General features: G+C 76.9%; 17 protein-coding genes. 5 read left to right on the top strand and 12 right to left on the bottom strand.

What is annotated here, in order from left to right; all coding sequences use genetic code 11:
- Positions 1-36 precede the first annotated feature (36 nt).
- From BJ968_RS10065 to BJ968_RS10045, 5 genes are all read right to left on the bottom strand, one after another.
- A complete protein-coding gene (locus BJ968_RS10065; RefSeq protein ID WP_179751438.1) occupies positions 37-930 on the bottom strand; it encodes an alpha/beta fold hydrolase in 894 nt (297 codons plus the stop codon).
- Positions 931-1010: 80 nt separating this feature from the next.
- Positions 1011-1880 carry an alpha/beta fold hydrolase gene (locus BJ968_RS10060; protein ID WP_179751436.1) on the bottom strand — a complete coding sequence of 290 codons (870 nt, stop codon included), beginning with the start codon at positions 1878-1880 and terminating at the stop codon, positions 1011-1013.
- Between the two features lie 42 nt (positions 1881-1922).
- Positions 1923-2585 carry an isochorismatase family protein gene (locus BJ968_RS10055; protein WP_179751433.1) on the bottom strand — a complete coding sequence of 221 codons (663 nt, stop codon included), beginning with the start codon at positions 2583-2585 and terminating at the stop codon, positions 1923-1925.
- 92 nt (positions 2586-2677) lie between these two features.
- Positions 2678-3565 carry an aldo/keto reductase gene (locus BJ968_RS10050; RefSeq protein ID WP_343077937.1) on the bottom strand — a complete coding sequence of 296 codons (888 nt, stop codon included), beginning with the start codon at positions 3563-3565 and terminating at the stop codon, positions 2678-2680.
- Positions 3562-4881 (bottom strand): MFS transporter, encoded by a 1320-nt coding sequence (locus tag BJ968_RS10045; RefSeq protein ID WP_218884971.1) that lies wholly within the window; start codon positions 4879-4881, stop codon positions 3562-3564. Before BJ968_RS10045 ends, BJ968_RS10050 begins: the two co-directional genes overlap by 4 nt.
- 326 nt (positions 4882-5207) lie before the next feature.
- On the opposite strand from BJ968_RS10045, the gene BJ968_RS10040 reads away from it, so the two are divergent.
- Together BJ968_RS10040 and BJ968_RS25620 are read left to right on the top strand one after the other, a co-directional pair.
- Entirely contained in the window at positions 5208-9647 is a 4440-nt protein-coding gene (locus tag BJ968_RS10040; protein ID WP_179751429.1) for a SpoIIE family protein phosphatase, read from the top strand.
- A gap of 136 nt (positions 9648-9783) precedes the next feature.
- A complete protein-coding gene (locus BJ968_RS25620; RefSeq protein WP_179751427.1) occupies positions 9784-12537 on the top strand; it encodes an AAA family ATPase in 2754 nt (917 codons plus the stop codon).
- A 15-nt stretch (positions 12538-12552) separates the two neighbouring features.
- Here the strand turns inward: BJ968_RS25620 and BJ968_RS10030 are convergent, their stop codons facing one another.
- The 3 genes from BJ968_RS10030 to BJ968_RS10020 form a co-directional block, all read right to left on the bottom strand.
- A complete protein-coding gene (locus tag BJ968_RS10030) occupies positions 12553-13569 on the bottom strand; it encodes an SLAC1 family transporter (protein ID WP_179751425.1) in 1017 nt (338 codons plus the stop codon).
- Positions 13570-13632: 63 nt separating this feature from the next.
- Positions 13633-14598, bottom strand: a complete 966-nt coding sequence (locus BJ968_RS10025) for an alpha/beta hydrolase fold domain-containing protein (RefSeq protein ID WP_179751423.1) — start codon at positions 14596-14598, stop codon at positions 13633-13635.
- Positions 14599-14644: 46 nt separating this feature from the next.
- Entirely contained in the window at positions 14645-15382 is a 738-nt protein-coding gene (locus BJ968_RS10020) for an alpha/beta fold hydrolase (protein WP_179751421.1), read from the bottom strand.
- Positions 15383-15599: 217 nt separating this feature from the next.
- Between BJ968_RS10020 and BJ968_RS25615 the strand changes: the two genes are divergently transcribed.
- The gene (locus tag BJ968_RS25615; protein ID WP_179751419.1) at positions 15600-18341 is read left to right on the top strand and encodes an ATP-binding protein; all 2742 of its coding nucleotides are present in this window, start codon (positions 15600-15602) and stop codon (positions 18339-18341) included.
- Positions 18342-18416: 75 nt separating this feature from the next.
- Positions 18417-19301 carry an MBL fold metallo-hydrolase gene (locus BJ968_RS10010; RefSeq protein WP_179751417.1) on the top strand — a complete coding sequence of 295 codons (885 nt, stop codon included), beginning with the start codon at positions 18417-18419 and terminating at the stop codon, positions 19299-19301.
- A gap of 87 nt (positions 19302-19388) precedes the next feature.
- Here the strand turns inward: BJ968_RS10010 and BJ968_RS10005 are convergent, their stop codons facing one another.
- Positions 19389-20375 carry a helix-turn-helix domain-containing protein gene (locus BJ968_RS10005; RefSeq protein ID WP_218884969.1) on the bottom strand — a complete coding sequence of 329 codons (987 nt, stop codon included), beginning with the start codon at positions 20373-20375 and terminating at the stop codon, positions 19389-19391.
- A gap of 263 nt (positions 20376-20638) precedes the next feature.
- On the bottom strand, positions 20639-21529 hold the full coding sequence (locus BJ968_RS10000) for an alpha/beta fold hydrolase (RefSeq protein WP_179751415.1): 891 nt from the start codon (positions 21527-21529) through the stop codon (positions 20639-20641).
- Between the two features lie 217 nt (positions 21530-21746).
- On the opposite strand from BJ968_RS10000, the gene BJ968_RS09995 reads away from it, so the two are divergent.
- A complete protein-coding gene (locus BJ968_RS09995) occupies positions 21747-22523 on the top strand; it encodes an SDR family oxidoreductase (RefSeq protein WP_179751413.1) in 777 nt (258 codons plus the stop codon).
- A 12-nt stretch (positions 22524-22535) separates the two neighbouring features.
- On the opposite strand, the gene BJ968_RS09990 is transcribed toward BJ968_RS09995, so the two are convergent.
- Both BJ968_RS09990 and BJ968_RS09985 read right to left on the bottom strand, forming a co-directional pair.
- A complete protein-coding gene (locus BJ968_RS09990; protein WP_179751411.1) occupies positions 22536-23168 on the bottom strand; it encodes an FMN-dependent NADH-azoreductase in 633 nt (210 codons plus the stop codon).
- 28 nt (positions 23169-23196) lie between these two features.
- Entirely contained in the window at positions 23197-23946 is a 750-nt protein-coding gene (locus BJ968_RS09985) for an SDR family oxidoreductase (RefSeq protein ID WP_179751409.1), read from the bottom strand.
- Positions 23947-24046 lie beyond the last annotated feature (100 nt).

The following is a 24046-nucleotide window of genomic DNA, read 5'->3' as shown; positions in this document are numbered from 1 at the left end:
CTCCTCGGGATCGGTGTCGTCGTCGGTGATCGGGGGTCAGCGGCCGAGGAAGGCGCGCACGTGCTCGCCGAACAGCCGGGGGTACTGGTCGAGGAAGCCGTGGCCGGCGTCGGGGTAGATCCGCAGCTGCGCGCCCGGGATCCGCTCGGCCAGCAGGTGGCTGTTGCGGGTGTCCATCATGGTGTCGTCGTCGCCGTTCGCGACGAGGGTCGGCTGCCGGATCGCGGACAGCCGATCCAGCTTGGCGAACTCGGGGACCCCCCACGCCATCAGGGCGGTGTACTGCGCGTCCCGGGTCGCCAGGTCGGTCGGGGCGTCGCGGTCCTCCCGGCGCGCGGTGGTCCGGGCCAGGTACTCCCACCCCAGCCGGGTGCTCTCGGTGGACCCGGAGAAGAACAGCGCGAGGAAGTCCTGGGGGGTGGTGACGTCCGCGGTGGCCAGGGCGAAGACGTCCTCGCTCCACGGGTGCAGGTTCGGGGCGCCCTGCGGGGCGGTGCCGCCCAGGACCAGCCGGCGCACCAGCCGCGGGTACCGCAGCGCCAGGTCCTGGGCGACGTGCCCGCCGAGGGAGAAACCCAGGACGTCGACGTGCCGCAGCCCCAGGGCGGCGGCGAAGGCCGCGGTGTCGGTGGCCGTGGCGGCCACGTCGTCCCGGGTGGCGCCGGTGGACGCCCCGACCCCGCGCTGGTCGACGGTGACGACCTCGCGGTCGGCGGCCAGGACGTCGAGCAGGATCGGGTCCCAGAAGTCCAGGTTCCCCCGGAAGTGCTGCAGCAGCAGCAACGGCGGCAGCGTGGCCGACGGCGTGCCGAGACGGCGGTAGGCGAAGGTGTCCTCGCCCACCTGCACGGTCCGGTTGGGCGCGGCGGCGGCGCCGGTGGGTCCGGTTCCGTCCGCCGCGGCGGTGTCGCGGAGATCGGTGGTGGTCATGGTTCGCTCCTTCTCGGGCCGGTGCGCGCCGGCTGCGTCGTGGACTCCGGGGGTGGGGTTTCGCGCGGCGGGTCGGGGGGTCAGCCGCGCAGGAAGCGCAGCACCTCGGCCCCGAACTCCTCGGCGTGCTGGAACAGGAAACCGTGCCCGGCGTCGCTGTACAGCAGGGCGCGGGCGTTCGGCAGCCGTGTCGACATCGCGTAGGTGGCGTAGCTGTTGATCATCACGTCGTGGGACCCGTTGGCGACCAGCACCGGCAGCGTCAGTTCCGGCAGGCGCGCCCAGAAACCCTCCGTGAACGTGCGGATCGCCGTGAGCTGGCCCTGCACCGCCTCCGGCGAGGCCACCGCCCCCGAGACGAGGAGCCGGTGGTCCAGCCGGCGCAGCGAGGCCAGCCCGGCCGCCCGGCCCTCAGGGGTCTCGGGGAAGAACAGGTAGAGGAAGTCCTCGTCGTCGTTGGCCCCGCGCCCGGCGACCTGCCAGACCTTCGGCTCGGGCGCGGGCTGGCCCGGGACCCCCTGCGACGTGCTGCCCGCGACGACGAGGTGGCGGAAACGCCCCGGCCCGGCCAGGACCGCGGCCTGCGCGACCATCCCGCCCAGCGACCAGCCCAGGACGTCGACCTCGGGCAGCTCCAGCGCGTCGAGCAGGTCGAGCACACCCCGGCCCATCTCCTCGATCGAGTGCGCGGGCGGGCCCGAGGTGAGGTTCAGCCCGCGGTTGTCGAACACGATCACGTCGCGCTCGTCGCTGAGGACCTGCAGGAAGGCCGGGTCCCAGTGGTCCAGCGTGCCGCGGAAGCGCAGGCACAGGACCAGCGGGGTTCCGCCGCGCGGGCCGAACCGCCGGTAGGCGTAGCGGTACCCGCCGTGCTCGGCGAACTCGGTGGGGGCCCCGTCGGAACGGTAGCCGGTGGTCGGGGTGACGGCGGTGCCGGTCGGTGCGGTCACGGGAACTCTCCGGGGACGAGGTGGGGATCGGGTGTCGTCGGGTCAGGACACAGCGCCGGCGCGGAGCGCGGCGACCACCTGCTCGGTGCGCAGGACGGTGTCGGTCAGGAAGCGGTAGTTGATCTGCGCCGCGGTGTTCCCGTCCCCGAAGTCCGGGTGGCGGGGGGCGGCGACCGCGTCGGCGGCCACCGCGACCTGGAAGCCGTTCTCCAGCAGGTCTCGCAGGTGCGACTCGACGCAGAGGTTGGCGAGCGCGCCGCCCAGCACCACGCGGGTGATCCCGCGCTTGCGCAGTTGCAGGACCAGGTCGTTCGAGGCGGGACCGAAGAGCTTGTGCGGGCTGGTGACGACGGTCCGGCCGTCCTCGATCACGGGGGCCAGGTTCTCCAGCCAGTCCGCCCCCGAGCCCGCGAAACCGTCGAGGGACAACGCCGAGGGTCGGGAGAACATCCTCTCCTCGTGCACCATCGTCTCGATCGGCCCGCCGAAGCGCCACCGCAGGTCCGCGTCGAAGGTGTAGTGCGGGGAGACGAAGACGCCGTAGCCGGACCCGGCGGCCCCCTCGAGGAGCGTCTGCAGGTTCACCACGGTGTCGTTGTCGTGCAGCGCACCGCTCAGCAGGGCCCACGCGGGGTTCGCCGGACGCAGGACGTCGTTCTGCGGATCGGTGACGACCACGGCGGTGTCGTGGGGGGAGAATCTCATGGGGCCAGTCCCTCGTGGATCGGTGGGGTTTCCGCTGCTCCATCGTCCCGGCGCGCACCGGCCCGCACCATCGGCACGATGACTGCCGCGGTTCAGGCGAGCCGGTCGAGCCGGGCGAGCACCGCCGGGTCGAGGTGGGTGCCGGCCGCGGCCACGTTCTCCTCCAGGTGCGCGACCGAGGAGGTCCCCGGGATCGGCAGGACGACGGGGGAGCTGTCCAGCAACCACGCCAGCGCCACCTGCGAGGGGGTCAGGCCCAGGGAACCCGCGAGGCGGCCCAGCGGGCCGCGCGGGTCGCTCAGCTGCCCGGTGGCCAGCGGGAACCACGGGATGAACCCGGTCCCGCGCTGCTCGCAGACCCGCAGCAGCTCCGTCGAGGAACGGTCGGCGAGGTTGTGCAGGTTCTGCACCGTGGCGATCGGTGCGATCGCCGCGGCCGCGTCGAGTTCGGCCACGCTCACCTCGCTCAACCCGAGGTGGCGGACCTTCCCCTCCCGCCGCAGGTCCGCCAGCGTCCCGACCTGGTCGGCCAGCGGCACCCGCGGGTCGATGCGGTGCAGTTGCAGCAGGTCGATGCGCTCCACCCCCAGGCGCCGCAGGCTGTCCTCCGTCGCGGCCCGCAGGTGTGCCGGGCGCCCGTCGGCGACCCAGCGTCCCGGACCCGGTCGGGTGAACCCGACCTTGGTCGCCACGACGATCCCGTCGTAGGGGTGCAGCGCGTCGTGGACGAGTTCCTCGGCGACCCCCGGCCCGTAGGCGTCGGCGGTGTCGACCAGGGTGACCCCCAGGTCCGCGGCGCGGCGCAGCACCCGCAGGGCCCCGTCGCGGTCGCGGGAGGGGCCCCAGACCCCGGGGCCGGGCAGTTGCATCGTGCCGTACCCGAGGCGGTGCACGGGCAGGTCGCCACCGATGCGGAAGGTCCCGGAGGCCGCCGCGGAGGTGGAGGGGGCGGTACCGGTGCGGTCGTCGGTCGTGGTCACGAGGATCTCCTGTTCGTCGGGTTCGTCGGGTTCGTGGGACGTCGCTCGTGGGCCGGGCGGCGCAGCATCCCCAGCGCGGCCACCGCCGCCAGCGCCACGACCGCGACGGCGTACTCCCGCGCGGTCGTCACCAACCCCCCGCCGCGGGCGACCAGGACCCCGGCGAGCACCGCCGGCAGCCCCAGGCCGAGGTAGGCCGCGACGTACACCGCGGACAGCACCCCGGCGCGTTCGGACGGTTCGGCGCGGGGCACGACCAGCCGGACGCCGCCCTGGAAACCCGCGCCGAAACCCACCCCGGCCACGGCCGTGCCGAGGAAGAACACCGTCGCCGACCTGCTGGACAGGGCCAGCAGGGTCAGCGCCATCCCGGCCGCGAGGGCCACGACGGCGACGACGACGCTGGTCCGGACCGCCACGGAGTACGTCGACGCGACGGTGACGGCGGCGACGGCGGTCTGCAGGAACAACGTCGAGGCCCCCGCGAACGGCGAGTCCCAGCCCAGGACGGTCCGCACGAGCGAGGGGGCCAGCGAGCCGTACAACCCGGCCAGCGCCCACACCGCGAACACCACCGGCGCCGCGACCGCGAACGGGGCCCGCAACCGGCGCGGCAGCCCGATGCGCGGCACCAGCGAGGACAGCGCCCGCGCCCGGGCGTCCCCGTCGCGCCGGACCGTCTCGGGGACCAGTGCCACGGCGAGCGCCTGCAGCACGTACAGGGCCAGCAGGACCAGGTAGACCAGGTGGGTCGGCCACGGCAGGAGGTCCACGACGACGGCCGACAGCACCGCCCCCGTCGCGGTGCCGACCGGCGGGGCCACGGAGTTCGCGAACGCCCCGCGCCGCGGGTCCACGTCCAGCGCCATCGCGCCCGCCGCACCCACCGCCGCGCCGGTCGAGAGGCCCTGCAGCACGCGGGCGACGAGCAGCTCGGCGACCCCGGGGGCCGTGGCCAGCACGAGCATCGCCACGACCTGCACGGCCAGCGCCGCCAGCAGCACCGGCCGGCGGCCCAGGTGGTCGGACACCCGGCCCAGCACGAGCAGGGCCAGGAGGACGGCGAGGGCGTAGACGCCGAAGACCACCGTCGTCGTGAGCGCGCCGAAACCCCAGTCGCGCTCGTAGGTGGCGTACAGCGGCGTCGGGGCGCTGGAGGAGGCCAGCACCGTGACCGTGATCGAGGCCGGCAGCAGCGTGCGGGCCGTGGTGCCGGCCCGTGGCGGCGCGGGCGGCCCACCCGGTCCCGGGCCGGGCGCCACGGGGCCCGCGGCGTCGGCGGGGGCGGTCGGGCGGTGGTCCGGGGGTGCGGGCACGGCGGGTCCTTCCGGCACGGAGCAGGGGTGGCGCCCACCGGCCGGGCCGGTAGTGCCCCGGCGGTGCGTCGCCCTCCGGACGCTAGGAGCCGCGGCGGCCCGCGGGCATCCGCACGATGACCACCTCCGGGCCGCACCCACCCGCGGGAGGCGCACCTGCCGCCCGGGAACGCGGGCCGGGAGGGCGCGAGCACGTCACCGGACGAGCCACCGGCTGCGCGCTCCCGCCCCGCCGCCGGTGCGCGTCGGCCCGGCGAAGTTGAGTCATCCGACCGGTGACGGCCGGCCCCGGCCAGACCACGATCACGGTCGAGCCGAGGAGGAACATGACCACCACCGACGACCGGACCCGGGTCGGGACCACCGCGCGTCCCCGCGGGCGGGGACGGGTGGCCGGGCCCGCCGCCGACCCCGCCGCCGGGCCCGCGGTGGTGCTCCCCGTGCCGCCACCCGAGCAGGTGCCGGGGGACGGGGTCGCTGGGGTGGACGGGGACGCGGCCCCCGCCGGTACGGGCGTCGTGGGGCGCGACGCCGAACTGGCGCACCTGCGCCGGCGGCTCACGGCGTCCCGCGACCACGGCGTGGCGGTGGTCGTGGAGGGCGAGGCGGGCATCGGCAAGACCACCCTCGTCTCGGCGCTCGTGCGCGCCGCCGGCCCCCGGACCCGGGTGCTGCGCTGCACAGGGCTGGACGCCGACACCGCCGGGGGCCTCACGGGGCTGCACGAGCTCCTGCACCCCCTGCTGCCGGACGTCGACGCGCTGCCGCCGCGACAACGCTCGGCGCTGCTGACCGCGTTCGGCCACGAGGACGGTCCCGCCCCGGACCGGCTGCTCATCGGCCTGGCCGCGCTGGGACTGCTCGAGGAGGCCGCCGCGTCGGCCCCCCTGCTCGTGGTCGTCGAGGACCTGCAGTGGCTCGACGCGGCCAGCGCCGACGTCGTGTCCTTCGCCGCCCGGCGGCTGACGACCTCCCCGGTGCTGCTCGTCGCCACCGTGCGCACCAGCGGCGGGACCTCCCCGCGGTGGCGGGCCGCGCCCTGGGAGCACCTGGAGCTGCAGCCGCTGGCCCCCGCCGCGGCGGCCACCCTGCTGGACGCGGCCGTCACGGGGCTGCGGCCCGCCGCCCGCGCCCGTGTGCTGGAGGAGGCTCGCGGCAACCCGCTGGCGCTGCGGGAACTGGGCAGCGCCCTGGCCGCCGCCGGCCACGTGCTCCCGCCCGGGCAGAGCCTGCCGACCACCCAGCGGCTGGAGCAGGCCTTCCTCGCGGACGTCGACCGGCTGCCCGCGGCCACCCGCCGGCTCCTGCTGCTCGTCGCCGCCGAGGGCGGTGAGATGCCCCTGACCCGGCTGGTCCGCGCCTCCGGCGCGCCGGAGCGCGCCGTCGCCGACCTCGACCCCGCCGAGCACGCCGACCTCGTCGGCGTGGCCCAGGGCCAGGTCCGCTTCCGCCACCCCCTGGTGCGCTCGGCCGTGTACGGCGGCGCGAGCCTGCCGGAGCGCGCGGCCGCCCACCGGGCCCTGGCCGGGGTGGCCGCCGACCCCGGCCGGGCCGTGTGGCACCGGGCGGCCGGCACCCACGCCGCCGACGAGGACGTCGCGGCTGCCCTGGAGGCGACCGCCCACCAGGCGGTGCGCCGCGGCGCGCCCGAGGAGGCGTTCGCGGCCATGGAGCGGGCCGCGGAGCTGTCCCCCGAGGTGCCCGCGCGCGTCCGCCGGCTCGCCGCCGCGGGCGAGGTCGCCCGCCGGTCCGGGCTGGTCGCCGAGGCGGCCCGCGTGGTGCGGACCGCCGTACCCCTCGCCGAGGACCCCGCGGTCGTGTGCCGCCTCGCCCTGACCTCCAGCGTGCTGTCGGTGGTCCACACCGGCGACGGCCGTGAACCCGCCGACCTGGTCCGCGGGCTCGTGGCGGTCTGCGAGCGCCTCGCCGGCCCCGACGGCGACGGTGCCGTCGAGCAGCGGCTGTCCCTGCTGTTCCGCGCGGCGGTGCAGGCCTCGGGGTTCGGGGTGGACGAGCGCGTGCGGGGGCTGGTCGCCGCGGCGCTCGGTGCCCTGCCCGTGGCCCCCGGTCACCCGCTGCTGGACGTGGCCCTGGCGGCCCTGGACCCGCACCGCCACGGCGCCCGGGTCCAGGGCCGCTTCCCGGTCCTGGCCGCGCACGCCGCCCAGCGCCAGTCCGACGGCGTGGCCCACGTCGCCCACGTCGCCGAGGCCGTCCACGACCTGGAGGGGGCGCACGAGCTGTGGGACCTGGCGGTGCGCACCGCCCACGACACCGGTGCCGTCGCCGACGAGGCGCACGCCCTGGCCGGGCGCGGGTCCCTGCGCCTGGCCACCGGCCAGGTGGAGGGGGCCGTGGCGGACCTGCAGCTGAGCCTGCGGATCGCGGTGGACTCCGAGCAGCTGCTCATGGCCGGCTACGCCGAGGCCCTGCTGGCCCGGGCGCACGCCTGGCGCGGGGAGCACCCGCAGGCCCTGGCCGCGTGCGCGCGGTCGGCCGGGCTGACCGGTCCCCGCCCGTTCGCCATCACCGTCGCCTCGCGGCGCTGGGCGGCCGGTCTCGTCGCCCTCGCCGAGCAGCGTCCCGAGGACGCCTGGACCCAGCTGCAGGGCGTCGGGGTGCACCCGCCCACCGCCGCCCTGGCCCTGGGCGACCTGGTCGAGGCGGCCGTGCGCACCGGACGGCCCGAGGTGCTCGCCGCCGCCCGGGCCGCCGCGGCCGCGGCCGAGCGCGAGGCGCAGTCCCTGCAGGCCCACCACCTGCAGGCGCTGGTGCACCGGGCCCGCGCGCTGCTGCACGCCCACGACGGCGACGCCGACGGCGCGCAGGCCGCCTTCGAGGCGGCCGGCCGGGCGGGTGCGGACGGGTCCTGCCCGCTGGAGCTGGCCCGCACCCGGTTGCTGCACGGGGAGTGGCTGCGCCGGCAGCGGCGCATCGTCGACGCCCGCGAGCTGCTCGCGGCCGCGCTGACCGGCTTCGAGGCCGCCGGGGCCCGGTCCCTGGCCCGGCGGGCCGGGGCCGAGCTGCGCGCCGCCGGGGTCGTGCCCGCGGTCGCGGTCGGCGACGGCGGCGAGGACCCGGCCGCGCTGCTGACGGCGCAGGAGCTGCAGATCGCCCGCCTGGCGGCCAGCGGCCTGACCAACAAGGAGATCGCGGACAAGGTCTACCTGTCCCACCGCACCATCGCCGCGCACCTGTACAAGGCCTTCCCCAAGCTCGGCATCACGCACCGGACCCAGCTGCGCGACGCCATCGCCGGTCCGCGCGCCCACCCCGCGGGTGTCGACGAGCCCACCCCGGCCGCTGCGCCGCCGGAATCCGCGCCCGTGCCGGAGCCCGTGCCGGTGCCGGTGGGGGCCGTGGGCGCGCGGCCCGCCGCGGGACCGTCCCCGGACGTCCCGCCCGCGCCCGCCCCCGTCGCGCTGTCGGCCCGCTTCGCGGACGTCGCCGTGGTCGCCGCCAGCGCCGACGAGGTCGCGGCGGCGGCCGCCCGGCAGCTGGTCACCGACTTCGACCCCACGCTGGTCAGCGTCGTGCTGCGCGGCCCGCGCCCGGGGGTGCTGCGGCACTGGTCGGTGCGCGGGGGCGGTCTCGACGTCGACGCCCACGGCTGGCGGACGGCGTCCCTGCCCCACGAGTCGCCGTCCCTGGCCCCCGCGCGGCGGGGGCGGGGGGACTTCCACGAGACCCTCGCCACCTTCGAGACCCGCTGCCCCCTCGTCCAGGGGGTCGTCCGCTCGGCGGGTCTGCGGGCGCTGGTGGACCTGCCGCTGACGGCGTCCGGGCGGGTCGTCGGCTTCCTCGTCCTCGGCTGGGACACCGAGCAGGACCTGCCGCCGGCCGTGCGCCGCACGCTGGAGGAGTTCGCCGCGACCTGCGCCCAGGCGCTGGAACGCGTCCTGGCCGCCGCGCGGGGGAGCTCGCTGCTGCGCTCGCTGCAGGCGGTGGTCCCCGAGCGGCTGGTCTCCACGCCCCACGTGCAGCTCGCCGGCCGTCGCCTGGCCGCCGGGCTGGCCGGGGGACCGGGCCCGCACGCCGGTGAGGAGGTCGGCGGGGACTGGTACGACGCCTTCGCCGGCGAGGGCGGTTCGACCGTCCTCATCGTCGGCGACGTCACCGGTCACGGCCCGGCGGTCGCCGCCACGGCCGCCTCGCTGCGCGCGGTCCTGGCCAGCCACGTGCTCGACCGGCCCTCCCCGGCGCACGCCCTGACCCGCCTGGACTGCGCCGTGGAGCGCCTGGCCCTGCCCGCCGGGGCCACCGCGGTGGTCCTGGAGGCGACGCCGGCCCCCTCGGGCTGCTACCGCCTGCGCTGGTCGAACGCCGGGCACCCCCCGCCGCTGGTGCTGCTGCCGGACGGCGCGGTGGAGCCGTTGCGCAGCGTCCCCGAGCTGCCGGTGGGGGTGGACGCGCAGGCCGTGCGCCGCGACCACGAGCGCGAGGTCCCCGCCGGCTCGACCCTGGTCCTGGTCACCGACGGGGTGCTGGAGACCCGCACGCAGGACGTCGTCACCGGGCTGGAGAAACTGGGCGCCGACCTGGCCCGGGGCAGGGGACTGGCTCCGCAGGCGCTCGTGGACCGGCTGCTGGCGGGTGTGGCCGCGGAGGTGGAGGACGACGTGACCGTCCTGGCCGCCCGGCTCGGCCCGCCCGCCGCAGCCAGCGCCCCCGCCCACGGCCTGCCCGTGCTGCCCGTGATGCCGGTGCTGCCCGTGCAGGCCGGCGCGCTCGCCGCCGCGGTGCCACGACCGGGAGCGCTGGCGTGACCCGCTGACCCGGGCACCGCACCGCCCCCGGCACCGCACCGACCGGACCCGACCGCCGGCCCCTGCCGTCACCGGCGCGCACTATCGTCCCTGCGACAGCCCGCCCACGACGGGCGCCGGGGGGAGGACAGCCAGGGTGATCGGCCGCGAGCGGGAGCTGGCCCGCTTCGACCAGCTCCTCACCGCCCTGCGGGCCGGCGGGGGACGCGGCGGCGCCGTGCTGGTCGAGGGGGAGGCCGGCATCGGCAAGACCACCCTCGCGACGGCCGTCGCGCGCACCGCGCAGGACGCCGGGTTCCTCGTCCTGCGCTGCCAGGGGTTCGAGAGCGAGGCCGCCACCGGCTTCACCGGCCTGCACGAGCTGCTGCACCCCGTCCTGGACCAGGTCGACGCCCTGCCCCCGCGCCAGCGCTCCGCGCTGCTGACCGCCCTCGGCCTGCAGGTCGGCCCCTCGCCGGACCGGCTCCTCATCGGCCTCGCCGTCCTGGGCCTGCTGGAGGAGGCCGCCGCGCAGCGACCGGTCCTGCTGCAGGTGGAGGACGCGCACTGGCTGGACGCCTCCACCGCGGGGGTCGTCGCCTTCGTCGCCCGCCGTCTGGGCGGTGCACCGGTGCTGCTGGTGGCCACGGCCCGCCGGGACGCCACCGCGTCGGCGTCGGCGTCGGCCCTGGAGGAGGTGGCCGAGGTGCTGCCCCTGGGGCCGCTCGACGACGACGACGCGCAGCGCCTGCTGGACTCCCTGCACCCCCTGGAGCCCGACCTCGGCGCCACGGCCCGCCGCCGGGTCCTGGACGAGGCGCACGGCAACCCGCTGGCGCTGCGCGAGTTCGCCGCCGCGCTCAGCGGCGGCACACCCCTGACCAGCGGCCCCCTGCCCACGACCCGTCGCCTGGAGCGGGCCTTCCTCGACGCCCTCGCGCCCCTGCCGGCCTCCAGCCGGACGATGCTCCTGCTGGCCGCGGCGGGGGAGGACCTCCTGGTCGCCGAGCTGCTCGACGCCGCCGCCGCGCTGGGCCTGGACCCGCAGGACCTGGACCGCCTCGGACGGGAGGGGCTGGTCACCACCACCGGTGAGCGCGCGCAGCTGCGCCACCCGCTGGTGCGCTCGGCCGTCCACGGCGCGGCCTCGTCCGCGGAGCGCTTCCGGGTGCACCAGGCCCTGGCCGCGGCCAGCCGCGACCCGGGGCGGGCCGCCTGGCACCGCGCCGCCGCCGTGCCCGACCGGGACGAGGCGGTCGCCGCCGAGCTCGAGGCGGCCGGGACCCTGGCCGCCGAGCGGGGCGCCCGCAGCGAGGCGGCCGCGGCCCTGCGGCGGGCCGCCGAGCTCACGCCCGACCCCTCCCAGCGGGCCACCCGTCTGCTCAGCGCCGCGCAGTACCTGCGCCAGGCCGGGGCGACCGTCGAGGCCGCCGCCACCCTGGACGCCGCGGCCGCCCTCGTCAGCGCACCGCAGGAACGCTTCCAGGTGGCCTACCTGCGTTCGATGCTCGGCATCGCGGCCGGTGAGGCGCCCCACGACACCGGGCGGTTCGTCCAGGAGGCCCTGCAGCTGGACGACGAGCTCGCCGCCGACCGGACCACCGATCCCGCTCAGCGCGTGGTCGTCCTGGCCAACGCCGCCTTCCACGCCGCCAACCAGGCCACGGACGCGACGTGGCGCCGCGCCGTGCACGACCGGCTCGCGGCGCTCGACGCCGGGTTCCCCCACCCGCTGCAGCAGGTGGCGCTCGCGGTCGCCGACCCGCTCGCCCACCCGCGGGTGCGGGACGGGCTGCCGCGACTGCTCGCCACGTTCGCCGACGAGCCGTACATGCTGCTGGCCCTCGGGCAGGCCGCGGAGCGGTTGCAGGACCTCCCGGTCGCGCAGGCCGCGTGGAGCCGGGCCGCCGAGGCCTTCCACCGCGCCGGTTCCCCGGGCGACGAGGGGCAGGCCCTCAACGGCCTGGCGTCCGTGCGGCTGGTCCGCGGGCAGCTGGCGGAGGCGCTGCAGGACGCGGAGAACGCCCACCGCACGGCGGTGGACGTCGGGATGGCGATGGTGGCCGCGTCGGCGAGCGCGACCGCGGCCCGTGCCCTGGCGCTGACGGGACGGCCGGGTGAGGCGGCCGAGGCGCTGGGCCGGGTCCGGGCGGTCGGTGCCGTCGACGCCGTGCCGCAGGTGCCCGCGGGCGCTTCGTGGGCGGCCGGGCTCATCGCCCTGCAGGAGCGCCGCTTCGAGGACGCGCTGGCCGAGCTGCTCGACGTCGGCACCTACCCGCTGTTCGCGGCGTGGTCGGTCGCGGACCTGGCGGAGGCCGCTGCGGGCGCGGGGGCCCCGGCGCAGGCCCTGGACGTCCTCGAACGGGTCGCGCCCGCCGCCGAGCTGTTCGGCTCCGACCACCTGCGGCTCCTGGTCCACCGGGCCCGCGCCCTCCTGCTGGACCCGGCCGCCGAGGAGCACTTCGTGGCGGCCCTGGCGGCCGCCGAGCGCGCCGAGGCGCCCGTGGAGCTGGCACGGACGCAGTTGGCGTACGGGGAGTGGCTGCGCCGCGAGCAGCGTCCCGTCGACGCCCGCCCCGTGCTGGCCGCCGCGGTGGGCGGGTTCGAGCGCCGCGGGGCCCGCTCGCTCGCCGAACGGGCGGCCCAGGAACTGCGCGCGGCCGGTGGGGCCGTGCGGGTGGGGGACGTGCGGCCGGGTTCCGGTGCCCCGCTGACGGCCCAGGAGCTGCAGATCGCCCGGCTGGCCGCGCAGGGGATGAGCAACAAGGAGATCGCCGACCAGCTGTACCTGTCCCACCGCACGGTGGGGGCGCACCTGTACAAGCTGTTCCCCAAGCTGGGGATCACCAGCCGCGCGCGGCTGCGGGCCGCGCTGGCCGACCTGGACCTCCTCGGCCCGTCGGCCGGGTGACGGCGGGTCCGGGGTTCAGCCGGCGGCCACCCGCGCGAAGTACGTGCCGCGGGCCAGGGCGAGGACGGTGCGGGCGACCAGCGCCGCGTAGCCGAGGGTCAGGACCGTCAGCACCGCGACGACCCACGCGGTCCACCCCGCCGGTGCCGTCAGGTGCAGCCAGGTGACGGCCGTGGTGGCGAGCGCGGCGTAGGAGAAGCTGAAGGACCAGAACCCCGGGCCGAACGTGGACCGCAGGTAGAGCGGGACCAGCCTCACCTGCACCAGGGCCATGAACACCGCGTACCCGGCGAGCAGGACGACGACGGTGTCGGAGCGACCCCCGTTCAGCGTGAACCAGGCGTTGCTCGCCACCACCGCCGGGGCGACCTCGATGGCCATCGTCGGCAGCAGCGGCGCCGGGAGCGTGGGCTGGGTCATGAGGCGCACGAGCAGGATCGAGCCCAGCACCAGCCAGGACACCGCGCCGTAGCCGAACGCGACGAGACCGGCGTCGTGCCAGCCCACCTTCGCCAGCGACTGCGCGGCGACCAGGCCCCCGGCGACGCTGGGCAGGAAGTACCCGGGGTGCCAGCGCTGCAGCGGTCCGGGGGAGGTGATCCAGCCGCCGGTGAGGTGCGCGCCGAGCAGCACGGTCCCGGCCACGCCGACGACCACGACGACCTGCCCGGCGCCGCGCTGGTAGCCGAACAGCCACGCGCCGAGCAGCACCACGGGCACGAACCCCAGCGCCGTGAAGGGCCCCAGGGTGGGGTCGGCCACGTCGGACGCCAGCCGCCGGTGGCGCAGCGCGTCGGTGAGGTAGGCGACGGCGACGACGACGTGCACGAGCGCGGCGGCCACCCACGACGTCGTCGCGGGCCAGGTCGGCAGGCCGGTGGCGGCCGCCGCGGCGGTCCAGGTGGCCGCGAGCCCGGCGAGCCCGAAGGAGGTGCCGAAGAGGTTGGGGGTCAGGCGGACCCGGGTGGGGACCGGCGGTGCCACCGCCGGTGCGGGTGGGGGTGCGGGGGTGAGCGGGTCGGTCGCGGTCACGGTGCCGGTCCCTTCGGGCAGGGCCCCGCGGGCCCCGGTGCGGGGCCCGCGGGGCGGGTCGGGTCAGGAGGCGGAGGTGGACAGCGCCCGCCGCAGGAAGTCGACGGCCTGGGCGATCGCGCCCTCGGCCGCGCCCGTCGCGCGCAGCGGGTTCAGCCCGACGAAGTCGTGGACGATCCCCTGGTACCGGGTGGCGGTGACGGGGACCCCGGCCCGGCGCAGCTTGTTCGCGTACGCCTCGCCCTCGTCGCGCAGGACGTCGGCCTGCCCGACGATCACGAGGGCCGGCGGCAGGCCGGTGAGTTGCTCCAGGCTGGCCCGCAGCGGGGAGGCGTACGGTTCGGCGCGCTGGGCGGGGTCGGTCGTGTACTGGTCCCAGAACCACTGCATGCCCTCGCGGTGCAGGAAGTACCCGGTGGCGAACTCGTGGGAGCTGGGGGTGTCGAACTCGGCGTCGGTGACGGGGTAGAACATCACCTGCGCCAGCAGGGGGACCCCGCCGCGCTCCTTGGCCATGAGGGCCAGCACGGCGGTCATGTTCCCGCCCACGGAGTCCCCGGCGGCGGCGACGCGGGTGGGGTCCAGGCCGTGCTCGGCGCCCTCCTTCGCGACCCACTGCGCGACGGTGAACACCTGCTCGATCGCGACGGGGTACTTCGCCTCGGGGGACAGGGCGTAGTCGGTGAAGACGACGGCCGCGCCGGTGCCGACGGCGATCTCGCGCACGAGGCGGTCGTGGGTGTCCTTGCCGCCGTAGACCCAGCCGAGGCCGTGGGTGTAGACGACGACGGGCAGCGGGCCGCTCACACCCCGCGGGCGGGTGATGCGGACCGGGACGGAACCGGTGGGGCCGCCGGGGACCTCCAGGTCCTCCTGGTCGACGGGCAGCAGGTGCGGGTACCCGGCCTGCAGGGTGGTGGCGATCTCGCGGCCCTGGGCGGGGGTGAGCTGGTACAGGAACGGCGGGGTGGAGTTGGCTTCGACGAACGCCTGGGCGGCGGGTTCGAGCACGATCTCGATCTCGGTCACGACGGGACTCCTCGGGTGGTGGGGATCGGACGGGGTCAGGCGGGGGTCAGGCGGGGACGGTGGGCCGGCCGGCCGGGGCGAGCGCCTCGGCGATGACCGCGGCCACGACGTCGGGCTGGGAGACGCCCAGGGCGTGCGAGCCCCCGGCGACCTCCTCCACGCTCACCGCGCCGGCGCGCTGGGCCATGGCGCGGTGCGCCGCCACGGGGATGTTGAGGTCCTGGTCGCCGAAGACGAACCACGACGGGACCCGTTCCCACGCGGCGGTCGCGGTCCGCAGCGGGGCGCTGAGCGCGGCCTCGGTGACGGGCCGCTGGGTCAGGGCCATCACGGTCGCCTCCGGGGCCGGGACGTCCGCGGCGAACTGGTGGTGGAAGGCGTCCGGCGCGATGCGGAACTCCACCCCGCCGGAGGAGACGGGGTAGGTCTGCAACGTCTCACCGAGGGTGCTGCCCGGGAACCGGCTCGAGAGTTCCAGCGCCGACTCCCCGGCCCGCGGGGCGAAACCGGCGACGTAGACCAGACCCACGACGGACGGCAGGTCGGCGGCCGCCGCGGTGATGACCGCCCCGCCGTAGGAGTGACCGACCAGGACGACGGGCCCGGTGAGGGAGGCGACGACGTCGCGGACGTAGCGCGCGTCGCCCTCCAGGTCGCGCAGCGGGTTCGCCACGGCCAGCACGTCGACGTCGCGGGCGCGCAGCCGCTCGACGACACCCGCCCAGCTCGCGGACTCGGCGAAGGCGCCGTGCACCAGCACGACGGTGGGGGTCTGCTCGGACACGTGGGCTCCTCGGGACGGCGGGTCGGATCGGCGGGGCCCGGTCACCCGGGCGCACCACCGACCCTCCCGGCCGCCGCCGGTCCCGGGCATCAGGAGGATGACTCACGTTCGCGCTCCCGGGCCCGCCCGCCGCTCGCTAGGCTGACGGACGGCGGCACCGAGGAGTCGTCCCGACGGGGGCGCCGGGACCGCTGAACGGGAGCACGACGCACCGCAGATGACGACGCCCACCGGCCCGCACGACCCGGCCGCCGTCCTCGTGGGACGCCTCGACGAGCTCGCGCTCCTGCGCGGCCTGCTCGGCCAGGCCGCCGCCGGCCGGGGTTCGGGTGCGCTCGTGGTGGGTGAGGCCGGCCTGGGCAAGACCGCGCTGGTCTCCGCGCTCGCCGCCGAGGCCGCGGCGGCGGGTTTCCGGGTGCTGCGGTGCCGGGGGTTCCGCGGCGGCGAGGACACCGGCTTCGCGGGGCTGCACGAACTGCTGCACCCCGTCCTGGACCGCGTCGACGCCCTCCCCGCCCGTCAGCGCCAGGCCCTGGAGGTGATCTTCGGGCGCGCGGCCGGCGGTTCGGTGGACCGGCTGGTCCTGAGCCTGGCCACCACGGGTCTGCTCGAGGAGGCGGCCCAGGACGAGCCGCTGGCGCTCGTCCTGGAGGACCTGCACTGGGTGGACCCCTCCAGCACCGAGACCCTCGTCTCGCTGCCGCAGCGGCTGGGCGGTACCCGGGCCCTGGTGCTGGCCACCACCCGTCCCGACCCGTCCCGCCCGTCCCCGGCCCGCGCCTTCCCGCACGTCGTGCGGCTGGAACCCCTGCCACCGGGTGACGCCGGGGCGCTGCTGTCCTCACGCGCCCCGGACCTGCCGGCCCGGGTCCGCGCGCGCGTGCTGGAGGAGTCCCTGGGCAACCCGCTCGCGCTCACCGAGCTGGCCACCCAGTGGGTCCGCACGGGTCGGGACGCCGACGGCGGGCACCGCATCTCCATGAGCCGGCGCCTGGAGCAGACGTTCCTGAGCGAGGTCCACGGGCTGCCGGCCGGCACCCGCCGGGCCCTGCTCGTCGTCGCCGCGGGGCAGGACGCCTCCCAGCCGGAGGTCCTGACCGCCCTGGGCCTGCTGGGGCTGGGGGCGGGTGACCTCGCACCGGCCGAGCGGGCGGGGCTGCTGGGCTCCGAGGGCGACCGGTTCCTCCTGCGCCACCCCCTGGTCGGCTCGGCCCTGTACGACGCGGCGGGTTCGGCCGAGCGTTCGCAGGTCCACACCGCCCTGGCGCAGGCCGTGCCCTCCCCGGCGCGCCGCGTCCGGCACCGCGCCGCCGCCGTGACGGGCTGGGACACGGGGGTCGCCGCCGAGCTCGCCGACGTCGCCGACCTCGTCTTCCGGCAGGGGGCGACGGCGGAGGCGTCCACCTTGTGGCGGCGCGCCAGTGCACTGACCCCGCGACCGCAGGACCGCGCGCGGCTGCTCGCCTCGGCCGCCGAGGCAGCGCGGCAGGCGGGTGCGTCGGTGGACGCGGCGGCACTGCTCACGCAGGTGCGCGCGGTCGTCGACCCGACCCAGTTCGAGGTCGTCCGCCGGTCGGCCCGCACGGACTGGCTGCTGAGCATGACGGCGGACCACCGGGGACGCAGCACCCTCGACCTGGTGGACCTGGCCCGCGACCTGCCGGAGCGCGTCGACCGGGCCGAGGTCCTCGTCTGGGCCGCGACGAAGTGCTACGTCCTGCAGGAGCCCGGGGACGTCCGGGCCGCGGTGCGTTCCGCCCTGGCCGGGGAGGACCCCGGCAGCAGCCTGCGCCGGATCGGGCTGGCCCTCGTCGACCCCGGCGCCCCCCTGGACGTCGCGACGTTCGAGCGGTTCCGCACCGAGGCGCAGGACGTGGACGGTGTCCTGCTGAACTGCCTGGCGTTCTCGGCCGAGGACGCGGGCGACCTGGTGGTCGCCGAGACGTGCTGGAGCAGCGCCGTCGACGTCTTCCACGGCTCCGGGCGCACCGGTGACGAGACCATCGCCCTGTGCGGCCGGGCCACGCCCCGGGTCACGGCGGGTGACCTGGCGGGCGGGCTGGCCGACGCCGAGCAGGCCCTGCGCCTCAGCCGCGAGCTGGACCTGCCCGTCGTGGCGGCCATGGCCGCCGCCGTCGTGGCCAGGGCGCGCGCGTGGGGCGGTGAACGGGACCGGGCCCTGGAGGCCCTGCGGCAGGCGGAGGCCCTCCCGGCGGCCGTGCCGTTCGCGCGGGTGGCGGCGAGCGCCGCGTGGGCGGCCGGGGTGGTGGCCCTCAACGACGGGCGGCACGCGGACGCGCTGCGCGAGCTGGCCGGGGCGGCCGTCAACGCCCCCGTCGCCCTGTGGGCCGGCGGCGACCTGGCCGAGGCGGCTGTCCGCACCGGCCGGCTCGACGCCGTCCACGACTGGCTCCGCACCGCGTCCGACGCCGTGCAGGTCAGCGGTTCGGCCCACCTGGGGCTGCTCCTGGAGCGCTCGCGCGCGCTGCTGGCCGGTGACGACGCGGCCGAGCAGCACTTCCGGGCCGCCCTGGAGCACGGCCGCCGCGCCGGGACCGGCTTCGACGTGGCCCGCACCCGGCTGCACTACGGCGAGTGGTTGCGCCGTCAGCGCAGGATCACCGAGGCCCGCGACCAGCTCGTCGCCGCCCTGCGCGTCTTCGACGAGCTCCTCGTCATCCCCCTGGCGGACCGGGCCCGCCAGGAACTGCGGGCCGCCGGCGGGACGGACGACGCCGGTGCGTCCGAGGGGCCGCCGCGCGACCTCGCGGTCCGGTCGCTGACCGCGCAGGAGCTCATGGTGGCCGTGCTGGCGGCGCAGGGTCTGTCCAACCGGGAGATCGCGGACCAGGTCTACCTCTCGCACCGGACGGTCGGTTCGCACCTGCACCACGCCTTCGCCAAGCTGCAGGTGAGCCGGCGCTCGCACCTGGCCGCCGCCCTCGCCGGGCGGGTGTGACCGCCCGCGCCGTCCGGCGCGAGCAGTAGTTCGACCGATGCGTGGCGCGCGCCGGTCTCCCTAGCGTCGGGGCCCATGACGACCTCCCCGACCGGCGCCTCCACCGGGCTCGGCGCGACCTTCCACACCAGCCCGTACAAGACCGTGCGCGACCCCCTGCCGAGCTGGGACCGGGCCCAGCCGGCCACCTGGCCCGCCACGACCTGCACCCTGGTCAGCGGCGAGCGCGAGGCGGTCCTCGTCGACGGTCTGGTCACCGAGGCGGAGTCGCTCGCGCTGACCGACTGGGTCGTGCGCAGCGGCAAGCGGCTCACGCGCGTCTACGTGACCCACGGCCACGGCGACCACTTCCTGGGGCTGGGCGCCACCCTGGCCGCCTTCCCCGGCGCGGACCTGGTCTGCCTGCCGCAGGTCGCCCCCGAGGCCGTGCGGCAGGCCGCCCCGGGCGGCCGGGCGGTGTGGGAGAGCATCTTCCCCGGCCAGCTGCCGGCCGAGCTGGTCGCGCCCGAACCCTTCGACGGTGAGCTGCAGGTCGAGGGCCGGCCGCTGCACGTCGTGGACGTCGGGCGCAGCGACACGACCCCCACGACCGTCGTGCACGTGCCCGACGCCGACCTCGTCCTCAGCGGGGACGTCGCCTACGACGGCATCCACCCGTACCTGGCCACCGCGGACGCCGCCGGGCGGCGCGAGTGGCTCGCGGCCCTCGACGCCCTGGAGCGGCTCGGCGCCCGGCGCGTCGTGACGGGCCACCGCGACCCCGGCGCCCCCGACGAGGACGCGGCCCGCGTCCTGGACCAGACGCGCCGGTACCTCGTCGACTACGACGAGGCCGTGGCCGCCAGCGACAGCGCGGCGGAGCTCATCGACCGGGTCGTGGCCCGGTACGGCCACCTCGGCAACCCCTACACCCTGCACATGTCGGCCGCCGGGGCGTTCCCCGCCGCGTCCGGCGCCTGACCGGCACGAGGGCGCCGAGCCACGCCGTGACCGCCTCGAACGTCGCGAACCCGGGCCGGTCGCGCAGGGCGGCCCGGGCGTCGACGGTCAGCGGCCGTCCACCCGTCGGGGCGAGGCGTGCTGCTGACGCCACTGCGTCGGTGTGCAGCCGTAGGCCTCGCGGAAGCACCTGCTGAAGTGCCCTGGGTCGGTGAACCCCCAGCGGCGCGCGAGGGCGCTGATGGGCACGGCGTGCAGGCCCGGGTCCGCCAGGGCGTCGCGGCACCCGCTCAGGCGTCGGCCGCGCAGCCAGTCCCCCAGGGTGATGCCGCAGCGGGCGAGGATGACGTAGAGGTAGCGGGTGGAGATGTGGTGGGCGGCGGCGATGCGTTCCGCCGACAGGTCGGGCTCGGTGAGGTGCGCCCGCAGGTAGGCGGTGATGCGGGCCTCCAGGCTCTCGTGGAGGGCCTCGCGGCCGGCCCCGCCGTCGGCCCCGCCGTCGGCCAGGTGCGTCATGAGAGCGGCCTTCACCAGCGACACCGTGGCCTCCTCCACCGCGCCGGCCCGCGGGTCGCTGCGCAGGTCGTCGTCGCCGGCCAGACCCCTCAGGTAGCCGGCGGCGAGGCCGGCGACCGGGTTGCCGGCCCCCACGGTCACCGCGGTGACGCCCCGCAGCGCGGCGGGGGACATCACCAGCGCGCTGCGGGGGATGCGGAAGAAGTGCTGGTCGATGCCGTCCCGGTGGACCAGGGTGTAGGGGCTGGAGGTGTCGTACACGGCGAACTCCCCCGGGCGCAGGACGGCCTCGCGGCCGTGCTGGACGACCAGGCTGGACCCCGTGACCTGCAGCCCCAGGAACACCGCCGGCTCGGAGTCGTCGCGCGTCAGGCGGGGGGGTGCGGTGCACCGTGGTGCCCGTGGCGCGCACCGAGCACACCCCGACCGTGCGGAGCCGGCTGAGCGTGAGCAGCACCTGCATGCGCTCCGGCGGCTCGTGGTGCTCGAGCTCCACCTGGACGACCCGGCTCCACACCGCCTCGCGCACCACGTCGGGACGCTCGCGCGGTGCGAGGGAGCGGGTGTCCAGCACGCCACCCGCGTCCCCCCGGTCGCTGCCTGCGCCGTCGTCGCGGGTGCCGGCCCGGTCCCGGTGATCGGACGTGTCCATCGCAGGTCCTTCCGCGCGGCCGCCGAGCGCCTCGGCGGAGCTGCCTCGGGGGCCGGCGCGGCGCCCGGGCTCTGGTGCGGGACAGCGTAGGTGCGGGCCCGGACCGTTTCCAGGGCCGCTGCGCACACCCCTGGGACGGGCGTGCACGGATCCCGGGCCGACCCGGCGGGCTGCGTTCAGCGGGCCGTGCTCACCGGTGCGTCCCGCCGGCCTCGGGGACGGTGTTCCCGCTCGCCGCGGGAGCGTGGGTGCCGATGAAGCCCAGGGCGGTCCGGGCGACCTCGCGCCAGCCGGAGTCGATGGTCAGGGAGTGGCCCCGCCCGGGGATCTCGACGATCTCGGTGAGGCCCGGGTTGCGCTTCTGGCGGACGTAGCTGGCGTGGGTGATCGCCCAGGGCACCGTGGTGTCCTCCGCGCCGGAGACGAGCAGCAGCGGCCCGCGCTCGGGGTGGTGCACGTCGACCTTCACCTCGGTGAAGGGGTTGAGGTTCGCCGCAGCCGCCTGGAACAGGGGGACGCCGGAGGCGGCGACGTGGAACTCCTCGTACAGCTCACGCGCCTCCTCCTCGGACAGGGCGTTGGCCCAGCCGTAGCGGAACTGCTCGAAGGTGAGGGCGACCGCGCGCCCGACGTTGGCCGGGTTGCCCAGGACCGCCGCCGCGGAACGCAGCGAGGACACCGGCAGCGGCAGCACGCCGCGGAACGGGGCGGGGTCGATGGCCACGGTCGCCGCGGACGCCCCCGTCCCGGCGATCCGCTGGGCGATCAGGCCGCCGAAGGAGTGCCCCACCACCGCCGGGCGGGTGCGCAGCCGCGCGATCGCCTCGAGGTAGTGGTCGGTGACCTGCCCGACCATCTTGCGGGCGAAGACGTCGGGGTTCTGGCGCGCCTCGGTGACGCTGGCGGGGTCGTCGGGCCAGCCGGGCGCGATCGTCGCGTACCCGGCGTCCTCGAACAGGGACCGCCAGCGGTCCCAGCTGCTGGAGAGCAGCCACAACCCGTGCACGAACACCACGACCTGCCGGCCGGATCCGTTCGCGCGCTCGATGTCCTGCACCTCGGTCGGGGTCAGTCCGTCCACCGTCGCCTCCTCGTCGGGTTCCCGGTCGGCAAGCTACGGGTGGATCCGCTCCGCCGTCCTCGGCCCGGTGCGCACCGACCTGTGCTGAGCGTGCACGGGCTCCAGGGGCGCGGTCGTCGAGCGTGGCGGTACCCGGGGACCGTCCCCCTGACCGGTTCCCCCCGGAACGCCGCGACCTGCGGGTGCTGAACCGCGTACGGGCCGGTAGGAAGGGCCCGTGCGCATCGACCTCACCGGGAAGACCGCCCTCGTCACCGGGTCCAGCTCCGGCATCGGCCTGGCCATCGCCCGGGGCCTGGCCGGGTGCGGGGCGTCCGTGGTGATCACGGGGCGGGACCGCGGACGGCTGGAGGCCGCGGCCGCCACGGTCGACGGGGACGTGCGGGCCGTCGCGGGGGACGTCACGACGGACGCCGGGCACGCCGACCTCGTGGCGGCCGTCCCCCACGTCGACGTCCTCGTGAACAACCTGGGGATCTTCGGCTCGGCCGACCCCCTCCAGATCAGCGACGACGAGTGGCGCCGGTACTTCGAGACGAACGTCCTCACCGCGGTGCGGCTCACCCGCCACTACCTGCCGGGCATGACGGCGAACGGGTGGGGGCGGGTCCTCTACACGTCCAGCGACTCCGCCGTCGTCACCCCCGCCGAGATGATCCACTACGGCGTCTCCAAGACCGCGCTGCTCGGCGTGCACCGGGGTTTCGCCAAGGCCGCCGCGGGGACGGGCGTCACCGTGAACTCCGTCCTGGCCGGCCCGACGCACACCGGCGGGGTCGAGGACTTCGTGCGCGAACTCGTGGGCGACGGCCCGTGGGAGGAGGCGCAGCGCGAGTTCATGACGCGGTTCCGCCCCCAGTCGCTGCTCCAGCGGCTCATCGAGCCCGAGGAGATCGCGAACATGGTCTGCTACCTCGCCTCCCCGCTGGCGTCGGCGACGACGGGGGCCGCCGTCCGGGTGGACGGCGGGTACGTGGACGCCATCCTGCCCTGACCCCCTGGTCCCTCAGAGGGTCCGGGCCAGCTCCCGCGCGGCGGTCTTCGCGGCCTCGAACTCGGCGGCGCCGCGGTCCTTCAGCTCGGCCAGGTCCGGCAGCCGGTCGGCGAGGGTCGCGCTGGTCTGCACGACGTGGACCTGCATCCCCAGGGAGTTCCCCAGCACGATCCGCAGCACCGGGACCCCGTGGTCCCAGTCCTCGGTCGGGCTGCCCGCGTCGTAGGTGGCGCCGCGGGAACTGACGACGACGGCGTGGCGGCCCTTCAGCGGCTGGGAACCCTCACCGGCGAGGGCGCCGGGGATGTGGACGTGGTCGATCCACACCTTCAGGGTGGAGGGGACCGTGTAGTTGTACAGCGGCGCCCCCACGACGACGACGTCCGCGGCGAGCAGTTCGGCGTGGATCTGAGCGGTCAGCGCGTCCTGCTCGGCGGGGACCTGCGCACCGGGCAGGCGGTCCGCGGCGGGCCAGTGCTGCTCGTTCGTCGTGAAGTGCGGCAGCGGGTCGCGGTGCAGGTCGCGGTGGGTGACGGTGAAGTCGTCCCCCCGGCTCCTCCAGGCCTCTGCGAAGGCGGCGGTGATGGCCCGCGACCGCGACGTCGCGAGGTCGGCGGAGGAGTCCAGGTGCAACAGGTGCGGCATGCGCGCAGGCTACCCGCCGGCCCGGCCCCTACCCCTGCACGGTCGGCAGCACCACGAGCTCGGCGACGTTCACCCGCGCCGGCAGCGCCGCGGCCCACGCCACGGCCTCGGCCACGTCGGAGGCGGGGATCGAGGGGACCGCTTCGCGGAACCCGGCCAGCCGTTCACGGGCCTCCTCGTCCAGCATGCCGCGGCCGAGGTCGCTGGCCGTCATGCCCGGTTCGAGGGTGCGGACCCGGACCCCGCGCGGGCCGAGTTCGACGCGCAGCCCCCTCCCCAGCGCGGCCACGGCGGCCTTGGTCGCCGAGTAGGTCGCGTACCCCGGCCAGGAGTTCGTCGAGGCGATCGACCCGATGAGCACCAGGTCGGCCGGACCGTCGGCGGCGAGCAGGTCGTCGACGAAGGCGTGCGCGGTGTCGATCAGCCCGGTGACGTTGGTGGCGACCATCGCGGACAGTTCGCGGTGCGCGGCCGTGGCGAACGGCGCCCCGAGCATGACGCCCGCGTTCGCCACGACGAGGTCGGGCCGGCCCAGCCCGTCGCGGACCCGGGCGGCGACGTCGGCCAGGTGCTCCGGCCCGGCGGTGACGTCGGCGACGACGGCCAGGCCGCCGATCTCGCCGGCGACGCGGTCGAGCTCGGCCTCGCGCCGGCCCAGGACGGCGACGCGGGCCCCGGCGGCGGCCAGGCGGCGGGCGGTGGCCTCGCCGATGCCGCCGGAGGCTCCGGTGACGACGGCGGTGCGGTGGGTCAGGTCTCGGGTCAGGTCGGTGGTCATGCCCCGAGGTTCGGCGCGCTCCCGATCCCGTTCCAGACCGTGCGGAGAGGGGTAGTCGCGGGGGCACCCCACGGACCGCGCAGCCGTCCTACCGTGGGGG

Origin of the sequence: Kineococcus aurantiacus, from assembly GCF_013409345.1 — a bacterium.
Classification (GTDB): domain Bacteria; phylum Actinomycetota; class Actinomycetes; order Actinomycetales; family Kineococcaceae; genus Kineococcus; species Kineococcus aurantiacus.
Note: the sequence above shows the minus strand (reverse complement) of the source record. Positions and strands in the feature narration are given on the sequence as shown.

What these genes read in the sequence shown, in the direction of transcription:
- BJ968_RS25615 (WP_179751419.1), top strand. Translation starts at nt 15,600, where the DNA reads ATGACGACGCCCACCGGCCCGCACGACCCGGCCGCCGTCCTCGTGGGA.
- BJ968_RS09990 (WP_179751411.1), bottom strand. Translation starts at nt 23,168, where the DNA reads ATGCCGCACCTGTTGCACCTGGACTCCTCCGCCGACCTCGCGACGTCG.
- BJ968_RS10010 (WP_179751417.1), top strand. Translation starts at nt 18,417, where the DNA reads ATGACGACCTCCCCGACCGGCGCCTCCACCGGGCTCGGCGCGACCTTC.
- BJ968_RS09985 (WP_179751409.1), bottom strand. Translation starts at nt 23,946, where the DNA reads ATGACCACCGACCTGACCCGAGACCTGACCCACCGCACCGCCGTCGTC.
- BJ968_RS10065 (WP_179751438.1), bottom strand. Translation starts at nt 930, where the DNA reads ATGACCACCACCGATCTCCGCGACACCGCCGCGGCGGACGGAACCGGA.
- BJ968_RS10040 (WP_179751429.1), top strand. Translation starts at nt 5,208, where the DNA reads ATGACCACCACCGACGACCGGACCCGGGTCGGGACCACCGCGCGTCCC.
- BJ968_RS10055 (WP_179751433.1), bottom strand. Translation starts at nt 2,585, where the DNA reads ATGAGATTCTCCCCCCACGACACCGCCGTGGTCGTCACCGATCCGCAG.